General features: G+C 71.7%; 12 protein-coding genes and 4 pseudogenes. 12 read left to right on the forward strand and 4 right to left on the reverse strand.

Features of this window, described 5'->3' with window-relative positions:
• The 3 pseudogenes from Q4V64_RS54585 to Q4V64_RS00025 form a co-directional block, all read left to right on the forward strand.
• Positions 1–2,107 (forward strand): annotated as a pseudogene (locus Q4V64_RS54585) (transcriptional regulator); the annotation flags it as partial.
• 190 nt (positions 2,108–2,297) lie between these two features.
• Positions 2,298–2,562: pseudogene (locus Q4V64_RS54590) on the forward strand (XRE family transcriptional regulator); the annotation flags it as partial.
• A gap of 166 nt (positions 2,563–2,728) precedes the next feature.
• A pseudogene (locus Q4V64_RS00025) lies at positions 2,729–3,670 on the forward strand (hypothetical protein); the annotation flags it as partial.
• Positions 3,671–4,228: 558 nt separating this feature from the next.
• Here the strand turns inward: Q4V64_RS00025 and Q4V64_RS00030 are convergent.
• Positions 4,229–4,681, reverse strand: coding sequence for a hypothetical protein (locus Q4V64_RS00030; protein ID WP_303708599.1), 453 nt, complete (start codon positions 4,679–4,681; stop codon positions 4,229–4,231).
• 184 nt (positions 4,682–4,865) lie between these two features.
• Here Q4V64_RS00030 and Q4V64_RS00035 point away from each other — a divergent pair, with 184 nt between their 5' ends.
• The 9 genes and pseudogenes from Q4V64_RS00035 to Q4V64_RS00075 all read left to right on the forward strand — a co-directional run bounded on the left by Q4V64_RS00035 (position 4,866) and on the right by Q4V64_RS00075 (position 14,674).
• Positions 4,866–5,597, forward strand: coding sequence for a hypothetical protein (locus tag Q4V64_RS00035; protein ID WP_303708601.1), 732 nt, complete (start codon positions 4,866–4,868; stop codon positions 5,595–5,597).
• Positions 5,598–5,756: 159 nt separating this feature from the next.
• Positions 5,757–6,218 (forward strand): hypothetical protein, encoded by a 462-nt coding sequence (locus Q4V64_RS00040; RefSeq protein WP_303708603.1) that lies wholly within the window; start codon positions 5,757–5,759, stop codon positions 6,216–6,218.
• Positions 6,215–6,871, forward strand: a complete 657-nt coding sequence (locus Q4V64_RS00045; RefSeq protein WP_303708605.1) for a TnsA-like heteromeric transposase endonuclease subunit — start codon at positions 6,215–6,217, stop codon at positions 6,869–6,871. The genes Q4V64_RS00040 and Q4V64_RS00045 overlap by 4 nt, the downstream gene beginning before the upstream one ends.
• Before the next feature lie 222 nt (positions 6,872–7,093).
• Positions 7,094–11,152: a helix-turn-helix domain-containing protein gene (locus tag Q4V64_RS00050; protein ID WP_303708606.1), complete on the forward strand. Its 4,059-nt coding sequence runs from the start codon at positions 7,094–7,096 to the stop codon at positions 11,150–11,152.
• A complete protein-coding gene (locus Q4V64_RS00055; RefSeq protein WP_172629661.1) occupies positions 11,149–12,186 on the forward strand; it encodes a TniB family NTP-binding protein in 1,038 nt (345 codons plus the stop codon). Before Q4V64_RS00050 ends, Q4V64_RS00055 begins: the two co-directional genes overlap by 4 nt.
• Positions 12,183–13,094 carry a TniQ family protein gene (locus Q4V64_RS00060; RefSeq protein ID WP_253267593.1) on the forward strand — a complete coding sequence of 304 codons (912 nt, stop codon included), beginning with the start codon at positions 12,183–12,185 and terminating at the stop codon, positions 13,092–13,094. Before Q4V64_RS00055 ends, Q4V64_RS00060 begins: the two co-directional genes overlap by 4 nt.
• 255 nt (positions 13,095–13,349) lie before the next feature.
• A pseudogene (locus Q4V64_RS00065) lies at positions 13,350–13,655 on the forward strand (TnsA-like heteromeric transposase endonuclease subunit); the annotation flags it as partial.
• Positions 13,656–14,093: 438 nt separating this feature from the next.
• The gene (locus tag Q4V64_RS00070) at positions 14,094–14,459 is read left to right on the forward strand and encodes a transposase (protein WP_216377776.1); all 366 of its coding nucleotides are present in this window, start codon (positions 14,094–14,096) and stop codon (positions 14,457–14,459) included.
• The gene (locus Q4V64_RS00075; protein WP_148100447.1) at positions 14,456–14,674 is read left to right on the forward strand and encodes a hypothetical protein; all 219 of its coding nucleotides are present in this window, start codon (positions 14,456–14,458) and stop codon (positions 14,672–14,674) included. The genes Q4V64_RS00070 and Q4V64_RS00075 overlap by 4 nt, the downstream gene beginning before the upstream one ends.
• 89 nt (positions 14,675–14,763) lie before the next feature.
• Here the strand turns inward: Q4V64_RS00075 and Q4V64_RS00080 are convergent, their stop codons facing one another.
• The 3 genes from Q4V64_RS00080 to Q4V64_RS00090 form a co-directional block, all read right to left on the reverse strand.
• Positions 14,764–15,477 carry a hypothetical protein gene (locus Q4V64_RS00080; RefSeq protein ID WP_124445880.1) on the reverse strand — a complete coding sequence of 238 codons (714 nt, stop codon included), beginning with the start codon at positions 15,475–15,477 and terminating at the stop codon, positions 14,764–14,766.
• Positions 15,470–16,771 (reverse strand): MFS transporter, encoded by a 1,302-nt coding sequence (locus Q4V64_RS00085; RefSeq protein WP_124445879.1) that lies wholly within the window; start codon positions 16,769–16,771, stop codon positions 15,470–15,472. The genes Q4V64_RS00080 and Q4V64_RS00085 overlap by 8 nt, the downstream gene beginning before the upstream one ends.
• A 126-nt stretch (positions 16,772–16,897) precedes the next feature.
• Positions 16,898–17,824: a PDR/VanB family oxidoreductase gene (locus Q4V64_RS00090; protein ID WP_172629660.1), complete on the reverse strand. Its 927-nt coding sequence runs from the start codon at positions 17,822–17,824 to the stop codon at positions 16,898–16,900.
• Between the last annotated feature and the right edge of the window lie 2 nt (positions 17,825–17,826).

Consider the following 17,826-nt stretch of genomic DNA (forward strand, 5'->3'; position numbering starts at 1 on the left):
TGAGGTGGCCGCCGCCCTGGGCGTGCGGCGGGCGACATCGTGGGCGGGGCTGGGAGTCGGGCAAGGCTTGCGCCCGGCCGCCGGAGCGGGAGGCGTACGCGCGCCTGCTGAAGCAGCTCCGCGCCAGTTGCTCCCCCGCCCCCGAGGACGCCGGTGCCCCGCAGGAGGAGCCCGCGAGGCCGCAGACTCTCACCACGCAGGCGTCCGCAGCGCAGGCTCCGGCCGGGGCGCCGGAGGCCGCGGGCCGGGGCGAGCAAGTCCCCGTCCGCTCCCGCGGCTGCCGCGCCGGGCGGCCGTGGCGCGTCCGCGTGCCGTCCAAACGCCGCACGCCTCGCCGCGCCCGGGCATGAAGAAGAGCTCCCGCGGCCACCCCGGTATCCGGGGGTGCGTACGCGCACGGCCCGCTGCTCGTCCTCGACGCCGACTCCGACCGGCGGGTGAGCGGCTACGGCATCGGCGGTCTGATCCTGGACGTGCCCGCCAAGTCACTGCCCGCGCTGGTGGAGTGGACACTGGCCAAGGCGCAGCTAGGGGCGGAGAGGCTGCACGGTTCGGGCAAGGACGCCGACCCGCTGCTGGTGCTCACCGAGGCCGCGTGTGAACGCTACGGGCTGCCCGCTGCCCTGTCGGAGTCCGAGCGGCTCGCCGGGCGGCTCCCGGAGGGGCACAAGGTCATCAGGCAGCTTGAGCGCGCCGACTGGCAGCTGACCAAGCGCGGGTTCGGGCCGTGGGCGCGGATCTACCGCCCCGCCCAGGGCAGCCGTCGGCAGTGTGTGCAGCTGTGCATCCCCTCGTGGCGTGCCCTGGACGACCGCGCCTGGGGACATGCCGCGCAGTTGGAGCCCGCAGAGCTCGCCCGGGTGCTAGGCGTGTACGCGGCCCGGGTGATGACGCCGGTCGGCTCCACCGCTGTGACGGGGCTGCAGCTGATGACCGCGCTCGCCCGCCGACCCGCGCAGACAGGAGGCCGGACGAGACCGGAAAGCGGCGCCGAGCACCGGCCGGATCGCTGGGAACCAAGCCGATGAGACCGGCGCCGTGCGAGGCGACCGACGGACGCCCCCGTCCTGGCCCACCTGCCCCGCTTCCACGTGCGCGGGCCCGGCGAGAGGCTGTTCGAGGACCTACGGGGCGCGGGACCTGACCTGACTGATGACGAGTGCATGAAGCGCTGCCTCATCAGCCTGGATGTGAACCTCGCCTTCGGTGCGGCCGCCAACGGCGCCGTCGTCGGTCTGGCCTCGCCGCCCGTGCATGTCACCCAGCCGGACTTCGATGCGGCGGTGCCCGGCTCCTGGCTGGTCGACCTCTCCCACGTCGACCTCGCCCGGTGGGTGCAGGTCGGCGAGCAGTGGCGCGAGCTCGACGGGGGGTTCCCTCTGCCAGCACGGTGAACGGCCCGGTCACCTGGTACGCCACCCCGACGGTCGCCTACGCCGTCGAACTCGGCTACGACGTCGCGCCGCTTCAGGCCTGGGTGCGTCCCGAGAGCGGCCGGTTCCTGGACGGCTGGTACAAGCGGCTGCGCGACGCCTACGTCGCCACCATGGCGGACCTGGGCGTAGCGGAGAAGCTGCCCCCGCACGAGTTCCTGACGGCGATGGACGGCTACAAGCAGCGTGACCAGGAAATGGCGATCGTCGTGGACGCCGTGAAGATGACCGTCAAGGGCGGCATCGGCAAGCTGCGGGAGAAAGCGCGCGGCGGCGGCTGGAAGCCGGGGCAGGCCTGGCCCGCACTGGCCCGTCCGACCTGGCGGCCGGACATCCGCGCCGCCGTCATCTCCCGGGCCCGCATCAACATGCACCGCAAGATGCTCCATCTGGCGGCTGCCACGGGGCAGTATCCGGTCGCGGTCCTGTCCGACTGCGCCGTGTACGCATCCGACGGCCCCAGCCCCCTGGACGTCCTGCCCTACGACAGCAACGGCAAGACCGTGCCGGGCTCGTTCCGGCTGGGGGTGTCGCCGGGGATGGTCAAGCACGAGGGCACCCAGAGCGTGCTGTGGGGTGCGGATGTCCTCGAGCAGCTCGACGCCGACGGCAAGACCGCCAACCTCGCCCGCTACATCAAGACCGGCGAGGTCACCGCCAAGGACACCGGAGAATCAGCGTTACGGCGATGGTCACATTCGGGACGGATAGAGGCGGTCCGGCACGTTCACGCGTCCTGTCCATCAGCGGGGCGCTGCGTTGCCTGGTCCGGCAGCGTCGGGGCGCTGCCCGGCGCGTGGCGGAGCTGCGCATCGCCGCGCCGTCGAGCGGTCGTATGAAAGAACCAGATCAAAAAGCCCCGCCGAGCTCGCCGAACGCCTCCAACGTGAGGTTCGCGTGCGCTGGCAGCCACAGGTCAGGGCCAGGGCGAAGCAGGCCGCGGCCACCACCGGCGGCATCATGATCGATGTCCAGGCCCGGTTCGGCTACACCGCGGCCCCGGCAGCACCGACGACGCCCGCGTGCGTCGCCTCACCCTCGCGCTGCCGCCCGGCCCCCGTCTCTTCCAGGCCCAGGAGGCCGGTCTGGCCGAAAGAGGAGCGAGCTCCGCCAGATCGCCGCCGAGGCCACCGGACCATCTTCCCCACAACGGCCGCCGCGCCCGGCCTCGAAGTCGGAGCTACAAGCAGCCTCCTCGACCTAGGAGTTCGAGAGCTGTAGCCGGTCAGGGCGCTGGACAGGATCAGGACGGCGTCGGGGAGAGCTGGCGGCGGGGTGTTGCGGAGCCGTCCGCCGGGGAGCTGACCGCGTCACTGATCAACCGGGTTGCGGACCGCTACGGTCTGGCGGCCGCCAGCGTGCTGCGGCTATGGACGTGCCGCAACTCCCCCACCCCGCACGACGGCGGCGTGCGAGCCGACGCAGAGGTCGTGCTCAACGAAGCCGGGCGGGGTGTGCTCGCCGAGCTGTGCGGCGTGGAACCGGCGGTGCTGGCGCGCGCTTTGCCCGCCTTCACCGTGGACGACCCCAAGATCAGTACCGGGCGGGAGGCCGCCCTGGCGCAGGCGCGGTGGCGGGCGGCGGGCACGGTGGCGGGAGAAGCAGCGTTCGGCTGCCGGTTGTGCACCGCGCGGCGCACCGGGCAGGCACTGCGGGCGGTGCGGTATCTGCCGCGCTGGCAGCGAGTATGTGTCCGGCACGGACGCTGGCTGCTGGACGCGGACGCCGACCAGCCGCTGGAACACCTCAATTTGCGCGGTGTCCCGGAGGTGGTGGTCGTCGCGCAGCGGCAGTGGACGGGGGTGGCACGCCGGTGCGGTGCGGGCCGCGGCGGAGCCCGGTCAGGTGTCGCCTGGCGCACGCGGTGGTCGTGGCCCGGTGGTGGGAGGAGGCCCTGCACTGGGAGCGGGAGGGGGTGCTTGGCCGCACAGGCTGCACCGGGTGGCTGGAGGCAACGCGGGCACGGATCTTCAGCGGTGGCGGATCGTCGCCGGAGCCGGTTCACCTTCCCGGAGGCGGTGGCCGTGGCCGACGCGCTGCTGGACCCGGCCATGGCCGAGCTGGTGTGGAGGGACAGCGGCGCCGGGCGGCCGCGGCCGCTGCCCGCCGACGGGGCGTTGCTGCCGCCGGCTGGGCGAGCGGGTGGGACGCAACTGGCTGGGCCCGCTGTCGGCGGTGGACTACGGCGGGCCGCTGCTCACCTGGATGGGCGCTGTCATCCGTCAGCGGCGCGGTGAAGGCGGGCCGACCGGGTGGAGGGGGACGATCCATGGCGGCTGCAGCGGGGACAGCAGCCCGCCACGATGGCCTGCCAGCTGCGCGCGTGACGGGCGGCCGAGCAGCAGTCGGGCGGCTCGGGCACCCGGTGGCGGGCCACGGTGCAGCGCCCGAACACCGTTTCCAGATACAGCAGATGATCGGCGAGGCGCGGGAGCAGCTGGAGCAGCTACAGGGGCGTACACAGCGGCACCACTGCCGAGGTGGCCCGCACGCTGCTGGAGCGCCTCAGCCACAGCGCCGCCCTGGATCGGGCCCCAGGCCTTGGTGGACACCGCCGCTGCGGCCAGTCGGCCGCCGGGGTGGCGCTGGACGAGGCGGCCGCCTGGTCACGCCTGCCCGTTCATGAGCTGGCAGAGATCATCACCGCGGGCCAGGATGAGGAGCGACGCGATCGGCGGCCGGTGTGGTGTGTGTCAGCCGCCGTACGCCGCAGCCCCGGCCGCAGAAAGGATCTGGCCGGTCTCCCCGGGAGGATGGGTGATGCCATGTTGCGGGAGGACTGCTGCGTGTGGCCACTAGGCTGAGGCGGGGCCGCAGGTACGGCAGCGGCCCGGTACCGGCGCCGAGGGGAGGACGTCGCGAGTCTGCATCGGGGTCCGGCGGCGGCGGGGGCGGACCTTGCCCAGCTGGCGCTCGACTTCCACCACACCCACCAGTTGCTGGATCCTGCCGCGCAGGGAGTGCAGGAGTGGCAGGTGCGCATCACCGCGGCCGGCACACCGGTGGGAAGCCTGACGGCCGTAAGGGGCCTGTACTGGAAGTCCGACAATCTGCGCGAGCGGATGGCAGACGAGCAGTCCTTCCCCGCCCTGGTGGCCGCCCAGCTCCTGGACGAGGACGGCCGGTTCACCTACGAGTTCGAGGAGTTCATCGAGTCGGCCTCCAGTGTTCTCGTCGTCGACCGGCTGCACGTGGAGGTAAGCCTTCGGCGACCCTGTGGTCGTCGCGGGGGTGGTGGCCTCTGTCATCGACCGGGCCGACGGACAGCGACTTCGCCGTGGTCCTGCCCGCCAAGAACGCCTGCACGGGACGGCGGGTTCCGCTCTGGCTCGGCCGAGGCCGGCATGCTGCTGAGCGCCCAGGAAGTCCGAACCCGACGAACTGCAGATCATCGCCAACGCCCTGGCCGCTCCCGAACAGGCCGCGCAGCGCGTGCGCAGCCGTCTGCGCTCCCTCGCTCGCCACGGCCAGCCGGCGGCGTGGGACGAAGACGACGACGAGGACGACGGCTGGTACGAGGACGGCGAGGAGGACGAGCTCACCGCGCGGACAGGTGCGGTGCTGCGGGTGGCGCTCGAGGAGTTGTCCGAGCAGATCTGGCAGGACGTCGCCGATGTGGGGGATGCGCCTGCTGGGCGCGGCGAGGGCCGTGTCCTGGGCTCGCTGCCGCCGATCACCTTTCACCAGGACCAGCAGTGGCGGCGGCAAATGGCCCGCCGTTTCGACGACCTGGCCGCCGAGCTCCGCCAGATGACGGGCACCGCTCCGCCCGCTGTGCACCGGCGAGGAGTATGGCCCTTGCACCTGGGCATCGACCGGGCCAAGTCGCTGACGCGGAACCGGCCTGCGCCTGGTCGCGGAAAGCGGCGGAGGGTCTCAGGTGAGAGCCGGCGCGACTTCGACTGGGCCTGGTGCTCGACCGTCCTGTTCGAGGACCACGGCGCACTGATGCTGTTCGACGCGTCCCTGCAGACGGGATCGAGGACAGCGGCAACGACATCAACCAGGCCCTCGGGCTCGCCAACCTGGCCGCTGCGGACTGGCTCGTGCCTCTGCCCGCCCAGCCCAGGCCCGCGACCCCGACCGCGGCTTCCGCCACTCCTGACCCCGGGTCCGCCGCCAGGCCCCGGGCTGCAAAGGGTCAGCATGAAAGCCGCAGACTGAGTCTTTCCTTGGTGGGCCGACTCTCCGGCTCAGCCAGAGGCGGGCCCAGACGGCTACGCTCAGGCTGCTGATGCGGCCGGGCGGGGGAAGTGGGGAGCAGTGGCCAAACGCGATGTGTGGGTACGCGTCGGTGACAACCTGGTGCGCGGTGACACCGTCGTGGGCGTCGCCGTGAGCGATCCGCACTACCACCACGAAACGTTCAAGATCATGCTGAAGGTCACGGGGCACCGCGACCACCTGTGGCTCGACTCCGGTGTCCGCGATGACGACCAGGGTGCGGGGCGCGAGCAGGTCAACGCGTTCGCAGACGCCTTCGTCGACACGCTCGCGCGCGGTGCGGCGATGCCGTCCGGCGCCCTGATCCGGTTCGGTTCCGGCGAAGACGACTCGGGATGGGTGCTCGTCTCTGGGATAGCGGCGCAGCCGATCCGGCGCCTGCTCACCTGGCGGCCCTGGACGGGGAAAGTGCAGAGTACTGGCCCCGCACCGACACCAGCGCGCCCCAGGCGGCATCCTGGCCCCCGCACAGGACAACCGGTTCTCGCGGCAAGGCAGTTGGAGTTACTGGCCGGTTCTCCTGCGCGCCATGGCCGGTATGACGTTGTGTGGAGCACGTGATCATCGACAGCAGCCAAGACGGCTTACCTGCCGTCGCGGGCAGTGCCTACCGGGTGCCGGAACCGGGTGCGGTGGAGGCAGAGTTCACCGAGGGGGACGGCACTCTCGTGCAACGCCGCTGGGTCGAGGCCGCCGCGGCCGTTCGGTTCGAGCAGTTCCAGCCGGTGGCGGCCTTCCCGGTGGTGCCCGGGCGCAGGTGGGGACCGGGCTGGTGGTGGTCGGCCACCACCAGCGGTCACGTACCGCACGGGTCGCAGGCGATGTGCATGCAGCTGATGATTTTGGACCGTGATCCGCAGGTGGTGGGGTTGTCGGCGCGGCCGGTGCGGCTGATCTGGCGTGATCCCGGCACCGGGCGCGTGCTGACGTGGGTGCCGCAGGTGTTCGCCCGCTACGCCGACGGGCGTGCTCTCGTGGCTGACTGTCCCGCGAGCACCGGGCCCGCCGGGGATCGTGCCGCGCGCGCGGCCGCGGTGCTGGGGGCGGCGTGTGCGGCGGTGGGGTTCACCTACCGGCGGCTGCTGGCGCCGGATGCGGTGGCGGCGGCGAACGTGCGGTGGCTGGCCTCGGCCACCGCCATCCCCGCTACCGCGATGCGGGCGGGCTGGCAAGCAGGCGGTGCTGGAGGCGTTCGCCAGCCCCGCGGGCTTTGATGGCGGGGGCCGCGGCGGCGGGCTGAGGTCCTGAGGACGCCGCCGGTGCTCTACCACGCGGTCGTGGAGCGGGCGGTTGACCGCGGACCTGACCCGGCCGCTGGGCGGGCACACCCTCGTCTGCCCCGGCCCGTCCGATCCGGCCGCGGACGGCAGCGAGCGGGAGCAGCAGGCACGTTGAGCAGGCACGAATCAACCGCCCCTGATGGGCGGGGTGTTGGGGTGGGTGCGCGGGTCGAGTTCGAGGGCCGCACCTGGCAGGTGAGCGGTCTGGTCGACGGGCGGGTGTATCTGGCCGCCGATGACGGGGCCACGGGGTGTGTGCTGGCAGCCCGTCTGGTGACCGCTCGCGGCTTCAGGATCGTCGGGCAGGCCGATCCTCAGTTTCCGGCGGCCGAGACGTGGGCGGCGCTGCCGGTGGCGGCCCGCGAGCAGGCTCTTGCGTGGCAGCGGCACATCCGCGAGATCGAGACCGGGCTGCCTGGCGGGCCGGGCAGCGGCGGCAAGGTGCGGGAGGCGTACGACCCGCAGCGGTTCACGCTCGCCGAGCGCGAGCACGCCAAAGCGGCAGAGTTGGCCGCGCTGGGCTGGACGAGGGTCAGCCGGGCGACCGTGCAGCGGATGCGGCTGGCCTACCACCGCCAGGGGCTGCTCGCTCTGGTGGACCGGCGGTCCCTGCGCGGCCGGTCAGGCACGGGGCGCGCGGACGAGCGGGTGGTGGCCGCCGTTTTGGAGGCGCTGCGCCTGTGTCGCGGCCGCAAGGCGACCACGGTGAAGCAGATCATCGAGCTGGCGGAACAGATCGTGGCGGACCGGCACGGTCCGGGGCGGGTGAAGCTGCCCGCGAAGGCGTCGCTGTACCGGCTGGTGAAGGCACTGGCGGATCCGGCCGAGCCGCCGGGCAGCCCGGCGCGGACCGCCACCGGCCGGTACCGGCTGGGCGGTGCGCCGCCTGCGTTGCGGCCTGCGGAGCGGGTCCATGTCGCCACCGCTGCACTGGGTGTGCCGGTGGTGGGTGAGGACGGCCGTGCGGTGGCGGTGTCGGTGACCGCGGCGGTGGACGGGGCCACGGGCTGTGTGCTGGCCGCCGTGGTGCACGGCCGGCAGGCGGTGCCCCTGCAGTTGCCGGTGCTGCTGGCCGAGATGGCCGTGCCCCGCGTCGTGCGTCCTGGCTGGCGGGAGATGCTGCGCACAGCGCACGAGTCGCTTCCGGGGCGGCTGATGGGTGTGGAGGCGCGCCTGGAGGCGGCGGCGGTGCGGCCGGTGGCCGTCCCCGAGACGCTGGTCTTCGATCCGGCGACAGCCGCCGCCGGGTCCTGGTTGCTCAGCGTGTGCGAAAGCCTCGGTGTCAGCCTGGAGGCCGTCTCGGCGCGGCAGGGGGGCCGGGCGGTTGCGGAAACCGTCCGGGTGCTCGCCGGGCTGTTCACCCGGCATGCCGCCGGGGTGGCCGCCGCCGCCCGGCCGGCCGGGCCCGGCGATGACGGCCTGGGGCAGCCGCCGCAAGCCGTGCTGAGCATGCTGCACCTGCAGGATGTGCTGGATGAGTGGATCACCGCCGTGTGGCACACCCGCCCCCAGGAGGCGTTGCGGCACCCGCTGATGCCCCGGGCGGTGCTGAGCCCGGATGAGATGTGGCAGGTGCTGCTGGGTGCCGCCGGAGTGGTGCCGCTGCCGCTGGGGGCCCGGCACTTCGCCGAACTGCTGCCCGCGGGGCGGCATGCGGTCACCGAGGCGGGCATCCGGCTGGGGCGGCGCCGCTACGACGCCACCTGTCTGGATGAGCACCGTGGGCGGTCCTGCCCCACCACGGACGACGGCCGGTGGGAGGTGCACCACCACCCCTACGACGTGCGGCAGGTGCACATCCGGCTGCCCGACGGAGACCTGCACCCGCTGGCCTGGACGGACAGCACCCTCAGCCTGCGGCCCTTCGACGCCACCGTGCACCAGCGCACCGCGCAGACGGTCACCGCCCGCACCCGCCGGCCCGGAAACCAGCCGACGTCACCGGTCGACGACTCCGGCACAGCCGAGCAGCGCGCAGAGACCGAAGCGGCCACGCAGGCTTGGTCCTTGACGGAGGGCCCGGGCGTGGCGGAGGTGTCCGTGCAGGGACGCCGGGCAAGCGAGAAGGGGCCAGGCTGGTCGGTGTGGGGACGCGCAGGCGGAGGCCGGGCAGTGGTGAGCGCGCCCGCCCGCCCGGGCCGCCCCGTGGCCGCCGGCAGCAGCAGGCAGGTGAAGCTGGGCGCGTATGTGACTTTCCAGAGCCGGCCCTGGCAGGTGGTCGCCCTGATGGGGGCGTCGGTGACGCTGGTCGACGAGCAGGGGCAGACCGCGTCGATGCTGGCCTCGTTCCTCTTCGCCGACCTCACGTTCACCGTGGCGGGCTCCCCGGCCGCCGCCGTGCCGCCGTGGGGGCTGCTGGAGACGGTGCCCGAGCGGGAGCGAGAGCGGGCCCTGGCCTGGCAGCGGCACATCCGCGAGATCGAGACCGGGCTGCCCGACGGCCCGGCAAGCAGCGGGATGCCGCGGCCCGAGTACGACCCGCAGCGCACGTCGATGGCCGAGCGGGAGCAGGCCAAGGCCGAAGAACTCGCCCGGCTGGGCTGGCCGAAGGTCAGCCGGGCCACCGTGCGCCGCATGCGCGCCCGCTACCGCGCCCACGGTCTGATGGGGCTGATCCCCCGCCACAGGCCGGCCCGTGCGACGGGGCGAGCTGATGAGCGGGTGGTGGCCGCCGTGCTGGAGGCGCTGCGCCGCCAGCGCGGCCGGTCCAAGGGCACGCTGAAGGGGCTGCGACAGCTGACCGGGCAGATCCTGGCCGACACCCACGGGCCGGGCGCCGTAGCGCTGCCTGCGCCGTCGACGTTCAACCGGCTGGTGCGGGTACTGGCCGACCCGCTGGAGCATCCCGGCCGCCCCGCCCGCACCGCCACCACCACGCCGACGCGACCGTTCACGCCGACGATGGCGCTGCGGCCGGGCGAGCTGGTGCAGGTCGACACCACCCGGCTGGATGTGATGGCCGTGGGCGAGGACGGCCGCCCGGTACGCCCGGAGCTGACCATCGCCCTGGATGTGGCGACGCGGTCGGTGGTGGCGGCCGTGCTGCGCGAGGAGAGCACCCAGGCGGTGGACGCGGCCCTGCTGCTGGCGGAGATGGCCGTGCCCCACCCGGCGCGGCCCGGCTGGCCCGAACATCTGCACTTGGCCCATGCGGCCATCCCCTACGACCGGCTGCTCGCTCTCGATGCGCGCCTGGAGCAGGCAGCGGCGCGGCCGGTGGTGGTGCCCGAGACGATCATCATCGACCGTGGGCGGGTGTTCGTCTCCGCCGCGTTCCTGGCCGCCTGCGAGACCCTGGGCGTCAGTGTGCAGCCCGCCCCGCCGCGCTCGCCGGCCGCCAAGGGTGCCGTCGAGCGGACGTTCGGGAGTATCAACTCGCTGTTCGCGCAGCACGTCGCCGGTTACACCGGCTCCCACGTCCTCGAGCGCGGTCACGCGGTGGAGGACGAGGCGCACTTCACCGTGGCTCAGCTGCAGGAGCTGCTGGATGAGTGGGTCACCGCGTGCTGGCAGCACCGCCCCCACGACGGGCTGCGCCACCCGGTCCTGCCGAAGAAGGCGCTGGCCCCGAACGAGATGTGGAGCGCACTGCTGGGCACCTCCGGGTACGTGCCGCTGCCGCTGACCGGGGCCGACTACACGGAACTGCTGCCCGTGCGCTTCAACCCCGTCACCGGCCGGGGCATCCGTATCAACTACCGCACCTACGACCACGCCATCCTGAACGAGCACCGCGGCCGGCTCTGTCCCACCCATCCCGGCGGCAAGTGGGAGGTCCACCTCAACCCGCACGACGTGCGGCAGGTCTACATCCGCCTGCCCGACGGACGCCTGCACGAGATCCCGTGGATCCACCGCGACCACGTCCATGCCCCGATGAGCGAGACCGCCTGGCGCCACATCCGCGGCACCCTCCACCAGCGCGCAGACCGCGAGCGGCACGAGGCCGACCTGGCCGAAGCAGCCGACCAGGTCCTGCGGCGGGCCCGCCCCCTGCCCGGCACCGGCACACCCTCCGCAGCAGCGGCGCGCCACGCGGCGGCGACAAGCACGGTGCAGACGGCAGATGACGACATACGGGCCGAGGACAGTCTCGACGCTCTCGAAGCCCACTCCCCTGACGCTGACGGGCACCTCGCCGAGGGCGAGGAGCTCTCCCCGCCTGTGGGCCGCTACGCGCTGTATGACGCCTTTGAGGAGGCCGAGCACTGGTGACCACCAGCCCCCACACCACGCCCGCCGCCGAGGATGCCTCCCCCGGGACGGTCACCACGTTCGATGCGTTCGCCCGGTTCGCCCACACCGCCCCGCCCGCTCCCCCGCAACCGGGCCAGCCGGCACGCTCGTTGGAGGAACGCCTGGCCTACCACTCGCAGTTCGTCACCGTGCGTACCCCGGCCATCGAAAGCCTCTCGCGCAACGTGCGCACGCTGATGATCCTCGGCCGCAGCCAGAGCGTCACCGCCCGACCGTCCCTGATCGTCACCGGGCCGGCCACCACCGGCAAGACCACCGCCCTGCTCGAGGTCGGCCGGACCTGCCACCTGGCCCACACCCGCCGCGCCGCCCCGGGCGACACCAGCGTGCCCGTGGCGTATGTGCTGGTTCCGCCCGGCGCCACCGCCAAGACCCTGGCCTGCGAGTTCGCCCGCTATCTCGGTATCCCCGTCACCACCCGCATGACCACCGCGCAGATCACGACCGCCGTCTGCCACACCTACACCGCGGCCGGAGTGAAACTGGTGCTGATCGACGAGATCCACCGGCTCAACCCCCGCAGCTCCAGCGGAGCGGAGGCCGCCGACTGGCTCAAGGACCTCACCGAGCGCGTCGGCGCCACGTTCGTGTACGCGGGCATCGACGTCACCACCAGCACCGTCTTCAGCGGGGTCCGCGGCGCGCAACTGGCCGGACGCGCCTCACTCATCGACTGCGGGGCACTGCCCGCCCGCGCCGGATCACGCGAGCCGTTCCGTGAACTCATCGCCGCGCTGGAAGCGGCCCTCGACCTGCACGCCCACCGCACCGGCAGCCTGCCGAGGCTCGCCCCCTACCTGCACGAACGGACCGCTGGACGCATCGGCAGCCTCTCCCGCCTCATCCGCCAGGCGGCCATCGAAGCCATCCTCGACGGCCAAGAACGCATCACCAAGACACTGCTGGACTCCATCGCGCTGGACCACCTCGCCGAGGAGCACTACCGGCCCCGAACCCCGACGAGCCGCCGCACCCGACCCAGCAGCCGGTGACCGCGCACGCCTGGAGCAGCCCTGTGGTGCGGGCACGCACGATGTGGCCGTCCCAGCCCGGCGCCCTGCGGACCAGGCCCCTGCCCCGCGAGTCAGCAGCCTCCTACCTCACCCGCCTCGCAGGCACCTACCAACTGACCGCCGCCCAGCTCCTCGACGGCCTGAACATCGCCACCACCGGTACCTTCGCGTCCCCGCCCGCCACCGACATCCACCTCAGCGCCGAAGCCGCTCACCGCCTGTCCGCCTTCACCCGCATCCCGCCCGCACACCTCGCCCGCGCGCTGGCCCGTCAGCCCCCACCCGCCTCCATCGGCATGGCCCGCGCCGCCATCGCCCGCTGGCAGCCCGTCCCGCCCGCCGTGCAGCCGCTACCGGCGTGCACCGCCTGCACCATCCGCCGCAGCCCGCACCAAGCCGCCCTCGCGTGGATCCACCCAGTGTCCAACTCGCCCCGGATCATGATCTGCACCCGCCACCAGCAGGCTTCCAGCGACTCCCGGCAGCCCGCCCCGCTCGACATCCGCCCTGTCCCCGAGCTCACCCGGCCCCGCCCCACAGCCCGCCGCGCGACGACGGCCTCCCTGAGCTGGGCATCGACGATCACGACACGCTGGTACGACCACCAACAGCACCTGCACCAGCGGTGGCTCACACGCCTTGACCGCCTCACCAACGCCAACCCCCACATCCCTCCAGGCCCGGCCTCCCCAGCTCTGACCTGCCGGAGCCTGGTCATCCACCCCGAGACCCTCATCCTCGCCGCTGCCCTTGACCGCCTGCCCTCGCACCCCCTGACACGCGCGCAGCAGACCGCCTTCCTCCACCGCCTGGCCGACCGCCTCCGGCTGCCCCGCCTCGCACCCGCCGACCACGACCTGCTCTGGCAACGCCTGTACGCCCGCTGAACAACCCGCTTGCACCAGCCGGGAACAGCCGCCAACTCCCCCTGCCTACAGGCGCGCCGACCACACTGCGCAAAAGCTGGCATGACGCTCAGCTCACTGCGCAGAGCAACACGGCCAGCTCAACCCACGTATCGCCCATCGCCAACGCCTCGGCCCGGCGTAATCCTCCCCTGGAATACAGACGTACCACTCAGTACAGCTGAGCAACAGCAGGTCACAACCAAGATCAATTAGCCTGCACGACAGGTACGCCACAAAATCTGTACGGCGGCGGGCTGGCGGTACTGGGTGCTCGGGCCTGTCGATTCGGTCTACCGGCGCAATATGACCTGGCTGGCCGGATACCGGCACCCGCGGCACCACGGTGGTCAGTTGCTGGCTGCGGCACTGCAGGAGGCGTTCGCCGAGCCCGCGCCGCTGTGGGAGGGCGTACGCAGGATCGGGGATCCGCTGGTAGTGCTTCCCGCGCTGTTCCATGCCCTATGGGCGGGACGGCTGGCGGCGGACCTGGGGGCGGCGATGCATGAGCGGATGCCGGTGTGGGCGCAGGCGGCAAAGTGAGGGCGGGCAGCGGGATGCCGGGCAGGCCGGTGGTGGAGCTGGGGTGCCAGGTGCGGTTGGGGGGGACGTACCTGGACGGTGGCGGCCCTTACTGACGGTCAGGTGCGGCTGGTCGCCGAGGACGGTGAGGTAGCGGCCGGTTTTGCTGTCGCTGCTGTTCGCCGATGCGGGGTTCAAAGTCCTGGATGCGCCGGGAGTGTCCGGGGTGCCGCCGCTGGGCTGGCTGGAGTCCTTGCCCGAGGCGGTGCGGGAACGGGCGCTTGTCTGGGAGCGGCATGTGCGGGAGGTGGAGACGGGGCGGCCGGGCGGGTCCGGTGCGGCAGGTCCGCCGCGGGCGGAGTATGACCCGCAGACCGGACGCTGGCGCAGCGGGAGGAGGCGAAGGCGGCGGAGCTGTCGGCGGCGGGGATGTCGACCAGCGCGGTGACAGTGCGGCGGATGCGGGCCCGTTACCGCTGGGAAGGGGTGTGGGGGCTGGTGGACCACCGGGCCATCCGGCCGCGGTCCGTCCTGGGGCGTGCGGATGAGCGGGTGGTGGCCGCCCTTCGAGAGGTGCTGGAGGCCGGGCGGGAGCGCACATACGCGGCGGACCTCGGCATCACCGACGAGTCGCTGAGGACGTGGGTCCGCAAGGAAAACGAGTCCCAGGCACTGACCGAGCGCCGCGAGGCCGGCGGGAGTCCGGCTGAGGAACTGGTCCGGTTGCGGGCGCAGAACGCCCGGCTACTGGCGGAGACGGAGTGGCAGCTGGAGCGTGAGATCCTGCGCCGGGCAGCCGCCTATTTCGCTCGGTGGGTGAAGTGAGCCCCCGCCGCTGGGACTTCGTCTCCAAGAACCGCGCCGCCTTCAGCGTGAAGCGGATCTGTCGGGTCCTGGGCGTCTCCCGCTCCGGCTACTACCAGCACCGGGCCACGGCAGACGCCCGCGCCGAACCGGCCGTCGAGGAGGAGCGAACGGTGTCGGAGATCCGACAGTCGCCGATCCGGCAGTGGACCGAATACCCGGCCAAGGCCCCGTGACAAGCCGGTGGATTGCCAAACCGTCGAGTCAGGCCACGCGGAGAGCTGGGCCGGGCACCGGTCCGTGAGCCTGACCGCCCCGGACCTACTCAGGCGACGTCGGTCGATGGCCCCTTTCTGCTCGCTCTCCGGAAGAAGTCGATGACAAGATGGTAATCGACCACGGGCACTGTGATCCGCTCACGCAACCGGCTGGCGATGCTCGCCATTTCTCCGCATTCCAGCACCACCGCACCAACACGATGCGAAGCCATGAATTCGGCGACGACCCCCTCGATCTGCCTCAGGATGGCAGCGTCGTCGAACGCCTCTGCTCGTTCGATCACGGCGCGGCGGAACGGCCCGGGGCCCTCGAGCCCCGCAACGAGAAGGCGGCCGGCATCCTCCTCGGCGACGCCGGGCACGTCGGCAGCCGAAGCGAGTCGTGAGTCGGCGTATACCAGCAGGATGGAACGGTCCGGGGCGATCGCCGCAAGAAGAGTCGGCACCGCCAGCAATGGCGAGGACACGACCACCGGTTCACTCGCGGCGGCGAGCTCGCTCTGGTAGCGCGACATGTATCCGATGGTCAGTGCCACGACCTGGGGCAGCGGCTCGCACTCGCCGGCAACCGGAAGCCGATCGAGCGTGCGGTGCAGCAGCGGGTGCTGCGAGTCGGCGAGGTCGGCGAACAGATCCGCAGTTGCGATGTCGTCGAGTGCGGCCTCGTGAACCGATGGGTCAGCGGCTGAACCCGCTACGAAGGGCGCGTCCCGCGGCGCGATGACGAGCACCTCGGCGGGGGTGCTTCGCTTTTCAGACACGGGAGGCCTCCCTGCGGCCGAGCAAGATCACCGCTGTGACGCCGAGTCCCACGGTCACCAGAAGGTAGGCGCTCAAAGCGAACGGTGAGTCGAACCTGCCGGCAATCGCCGTGGCGATGAGCGGCGCCGGTCCGCCCCCGATGATCCCGGCGAGGTTGAAGGCCAGGGAACTACCTGAGTAACGCACCTGCGCAGGGAACAGTCCGGTGATCAATGAAGCCTCGCTGGCGAACATCGCCGCGTAGGGCACGAGAGACACCAGGATCACCGGAGCCGCTGCGGCTGGGTTCCCACTCTTGATGGCCGCGAAGTAGACGACGCAGATGACGGCCATGCCCGCGGCGCCGACCAGGTACACCCGGCGGGGGCCGAAAGCGTCGCCCAGCGCACCCATGAGCGGCGTGATGAGGGAGGAAATGATCGCCGCGCCGGCGACAAGCGCAAGCAGCAGCTCGCGGTCGAACTTGCCCACCGAGGTGCCGTACGAGAAGACGAACGTGATGAAGACGAACACGGCGGCCATTTCGCCGACCTTGAGGAACAGACCGAGCGTGATCTCCCAGGGATGCGACCGCAAGGCGCTGAGCACCGGGGCGCGGTGGACCGTTCCGGCTTCCTTGACGACGGCGAAGTCCGCTGTCTCCACGATCCCTTTCCGCATCCAGAACCCGAGGACGACAAGCACGATGCTGGCCAGGAAGGGCAGCCGCCACGCCCAGCTGACGAACGCGTCGCCCGCGACGTTTCCGACCACGAGCACCACCGTGTTGGCCATCGCGACACCGAACATGGCCGAGGCTTGGGGAAACCCGATGCGAAAGCCGCGCCGTCGCGAGTCACCCGATTCAGCGGCCATGAGCACCGCACCGCCCCACTCGCCGCCCATACCGATGCCCTGCAGGGCTCTCATCAGTACGAGAAGGACGGGTGCCCAGAATCCGATCGAGTCGTAGCCGGGGATGAGACCGACCCCGACCGTGCCGATCCCCATGAGCACCAGCGTGCTGATGAGAGCCGCCTTCCTCCCGGCCCGGTCACCGAGGTGCCCGAAGACGATCGCACCGATCGGGCGTGCCGCGAAGCCGACGAAGAAGGTCGAGAAGGTGAGCATCGTGGCGGCGAACGGGTCGCTCGACGGGAAGAACTGCGTCGGGAACACCAGTGCGGCGACCGTGCCGTACAACATGAAGTCGTACCACTCGATGATGCTGCCGACGGTGCTGGCTGCGACGGTACGCCGAAGTCTTCGTGAGTGGTCCCGGGTCTTGCTCCGGGGCGGGAGTGTGTCGGTCATCGTGCGTCCAATCGGGAGGTTCGTCGAGGATGAAGCCCCTGCTTTGCCTATTGGCAAATTAGGGGCTCGTTGTTGCTGCCCGATTGCGTAGCATTGCGACCTGGTAACACACTTATGTCACGTGGGTCAGGCCTGCACCGAGATGGCACCCTTCCCACGCGATACGCAGGCGGCCATGGACTGCCCGCGCTCCTCGTCACTCAGGCACAGGTCGCGATGCTCGATCTCCCCGTCGACCACTTCGAGCACGCAGCTGCCGCAGGCGCCGCCCTCGCACGAGTAGTCGACGGGCACGTTCTCACGCAACATGGCCTGGAGCAGCGACTCGTCCTCCGCGACATGGATCACTTGCTCCGACAGCATCAGCCGGGCTTCGAACGAGTCACCGAGCCTGTCACCGGGTGCACTCACCCGCCCCGTGAAGCTCTCGCAGCGCACTCGGTCCGGATGGAGGCGGCTGGCCGCCTCGGCCATCTCGGCCATAAGGGCCTCGGGACCGCAGCAGTACACAGTCGCGTCGTCAGCCAGCCCGGCTGTCAGTGCCGGCACGTCGAGCCGGCCACCCGCGGCCGACTCGTGCAGGATGACCTCGGCGCCCGACGCTTGCAGTACATCGAGATACGCGGCGTGCTCACGGTGCCGTACGCAGTACCGGATCTCGCTCGACGCGCCAGGCGGCAGCCCCTCCAGCAGCCCCAGAATCGCGGTCACTCCGATCCCGCCGGCGACGAACACGTGGTGCGATGCGGTGCGGTCGATCCGCATACCACTTTGCGGGTAGGACACGAACAGCAGGTCGCCGACCTCTAGTTCCTCGTGGAACAGGACGGAACCGCCGCGACCGTCATCGTCCCTACGGATGGCGATCCGGTAGCACGAGGGGTCGTCCGCGGGTCCGATGAGCGAGTAGTCGCGCCTCGTTCCGTTCCCATGCTGGATGTGGACATGGTCGCCGGGAACGAAACGCGGGAACGTCTCACGGTGGACGGGAACGACGGTGAGTTCGCGTACCCCCCGCGCCGGCCACGCATCCGCCTCAAGCCGAGCGGCCATCA

Source organism: Streptomyces sp. NL15-2K, from assembly GCF_030551255.1.
In the GTDB taxonomy this organism is placed as follows: Bacteria; Actinomycetota; Actinomycetes; order Streptomycetales; family Streptomycetaceae; genus Streptomyces.

Excerpts from the sequence above, each read along its gene's own strand:
- Q4V64_RS00085 (WP_124445879.1), bottom strand. The coding sequence starts at position 16,771 with ATGACCGACACACTCCCGCCCCGGAGCAAGACCCGGGACCACTCACGA.
- Q4V64_RS00070 (WP_216377776.1), top strand. The coding sequence starts at position 14,094 with ATGCGGGCCCGTTACCGCTGGGAAGGGGTGTGGGGGCTGGTGGACCAC.
- Q4V64_RS00090 (WP_172629660.1), bottom strand. The coding sequence starts at position 17,824 with ATGGCCGCTCGGCTTGAGGCGGATGCGTGGCCGGCGCGGGGGGTACGC.
- Q4V64_RS00030 (WP_303708599.1), bottom strand. The coding sequence starts at position 4,681 with ATGACAGAGGCCACCACCCCCGCGACGACCACAGGGTCGCCGAAGGCT.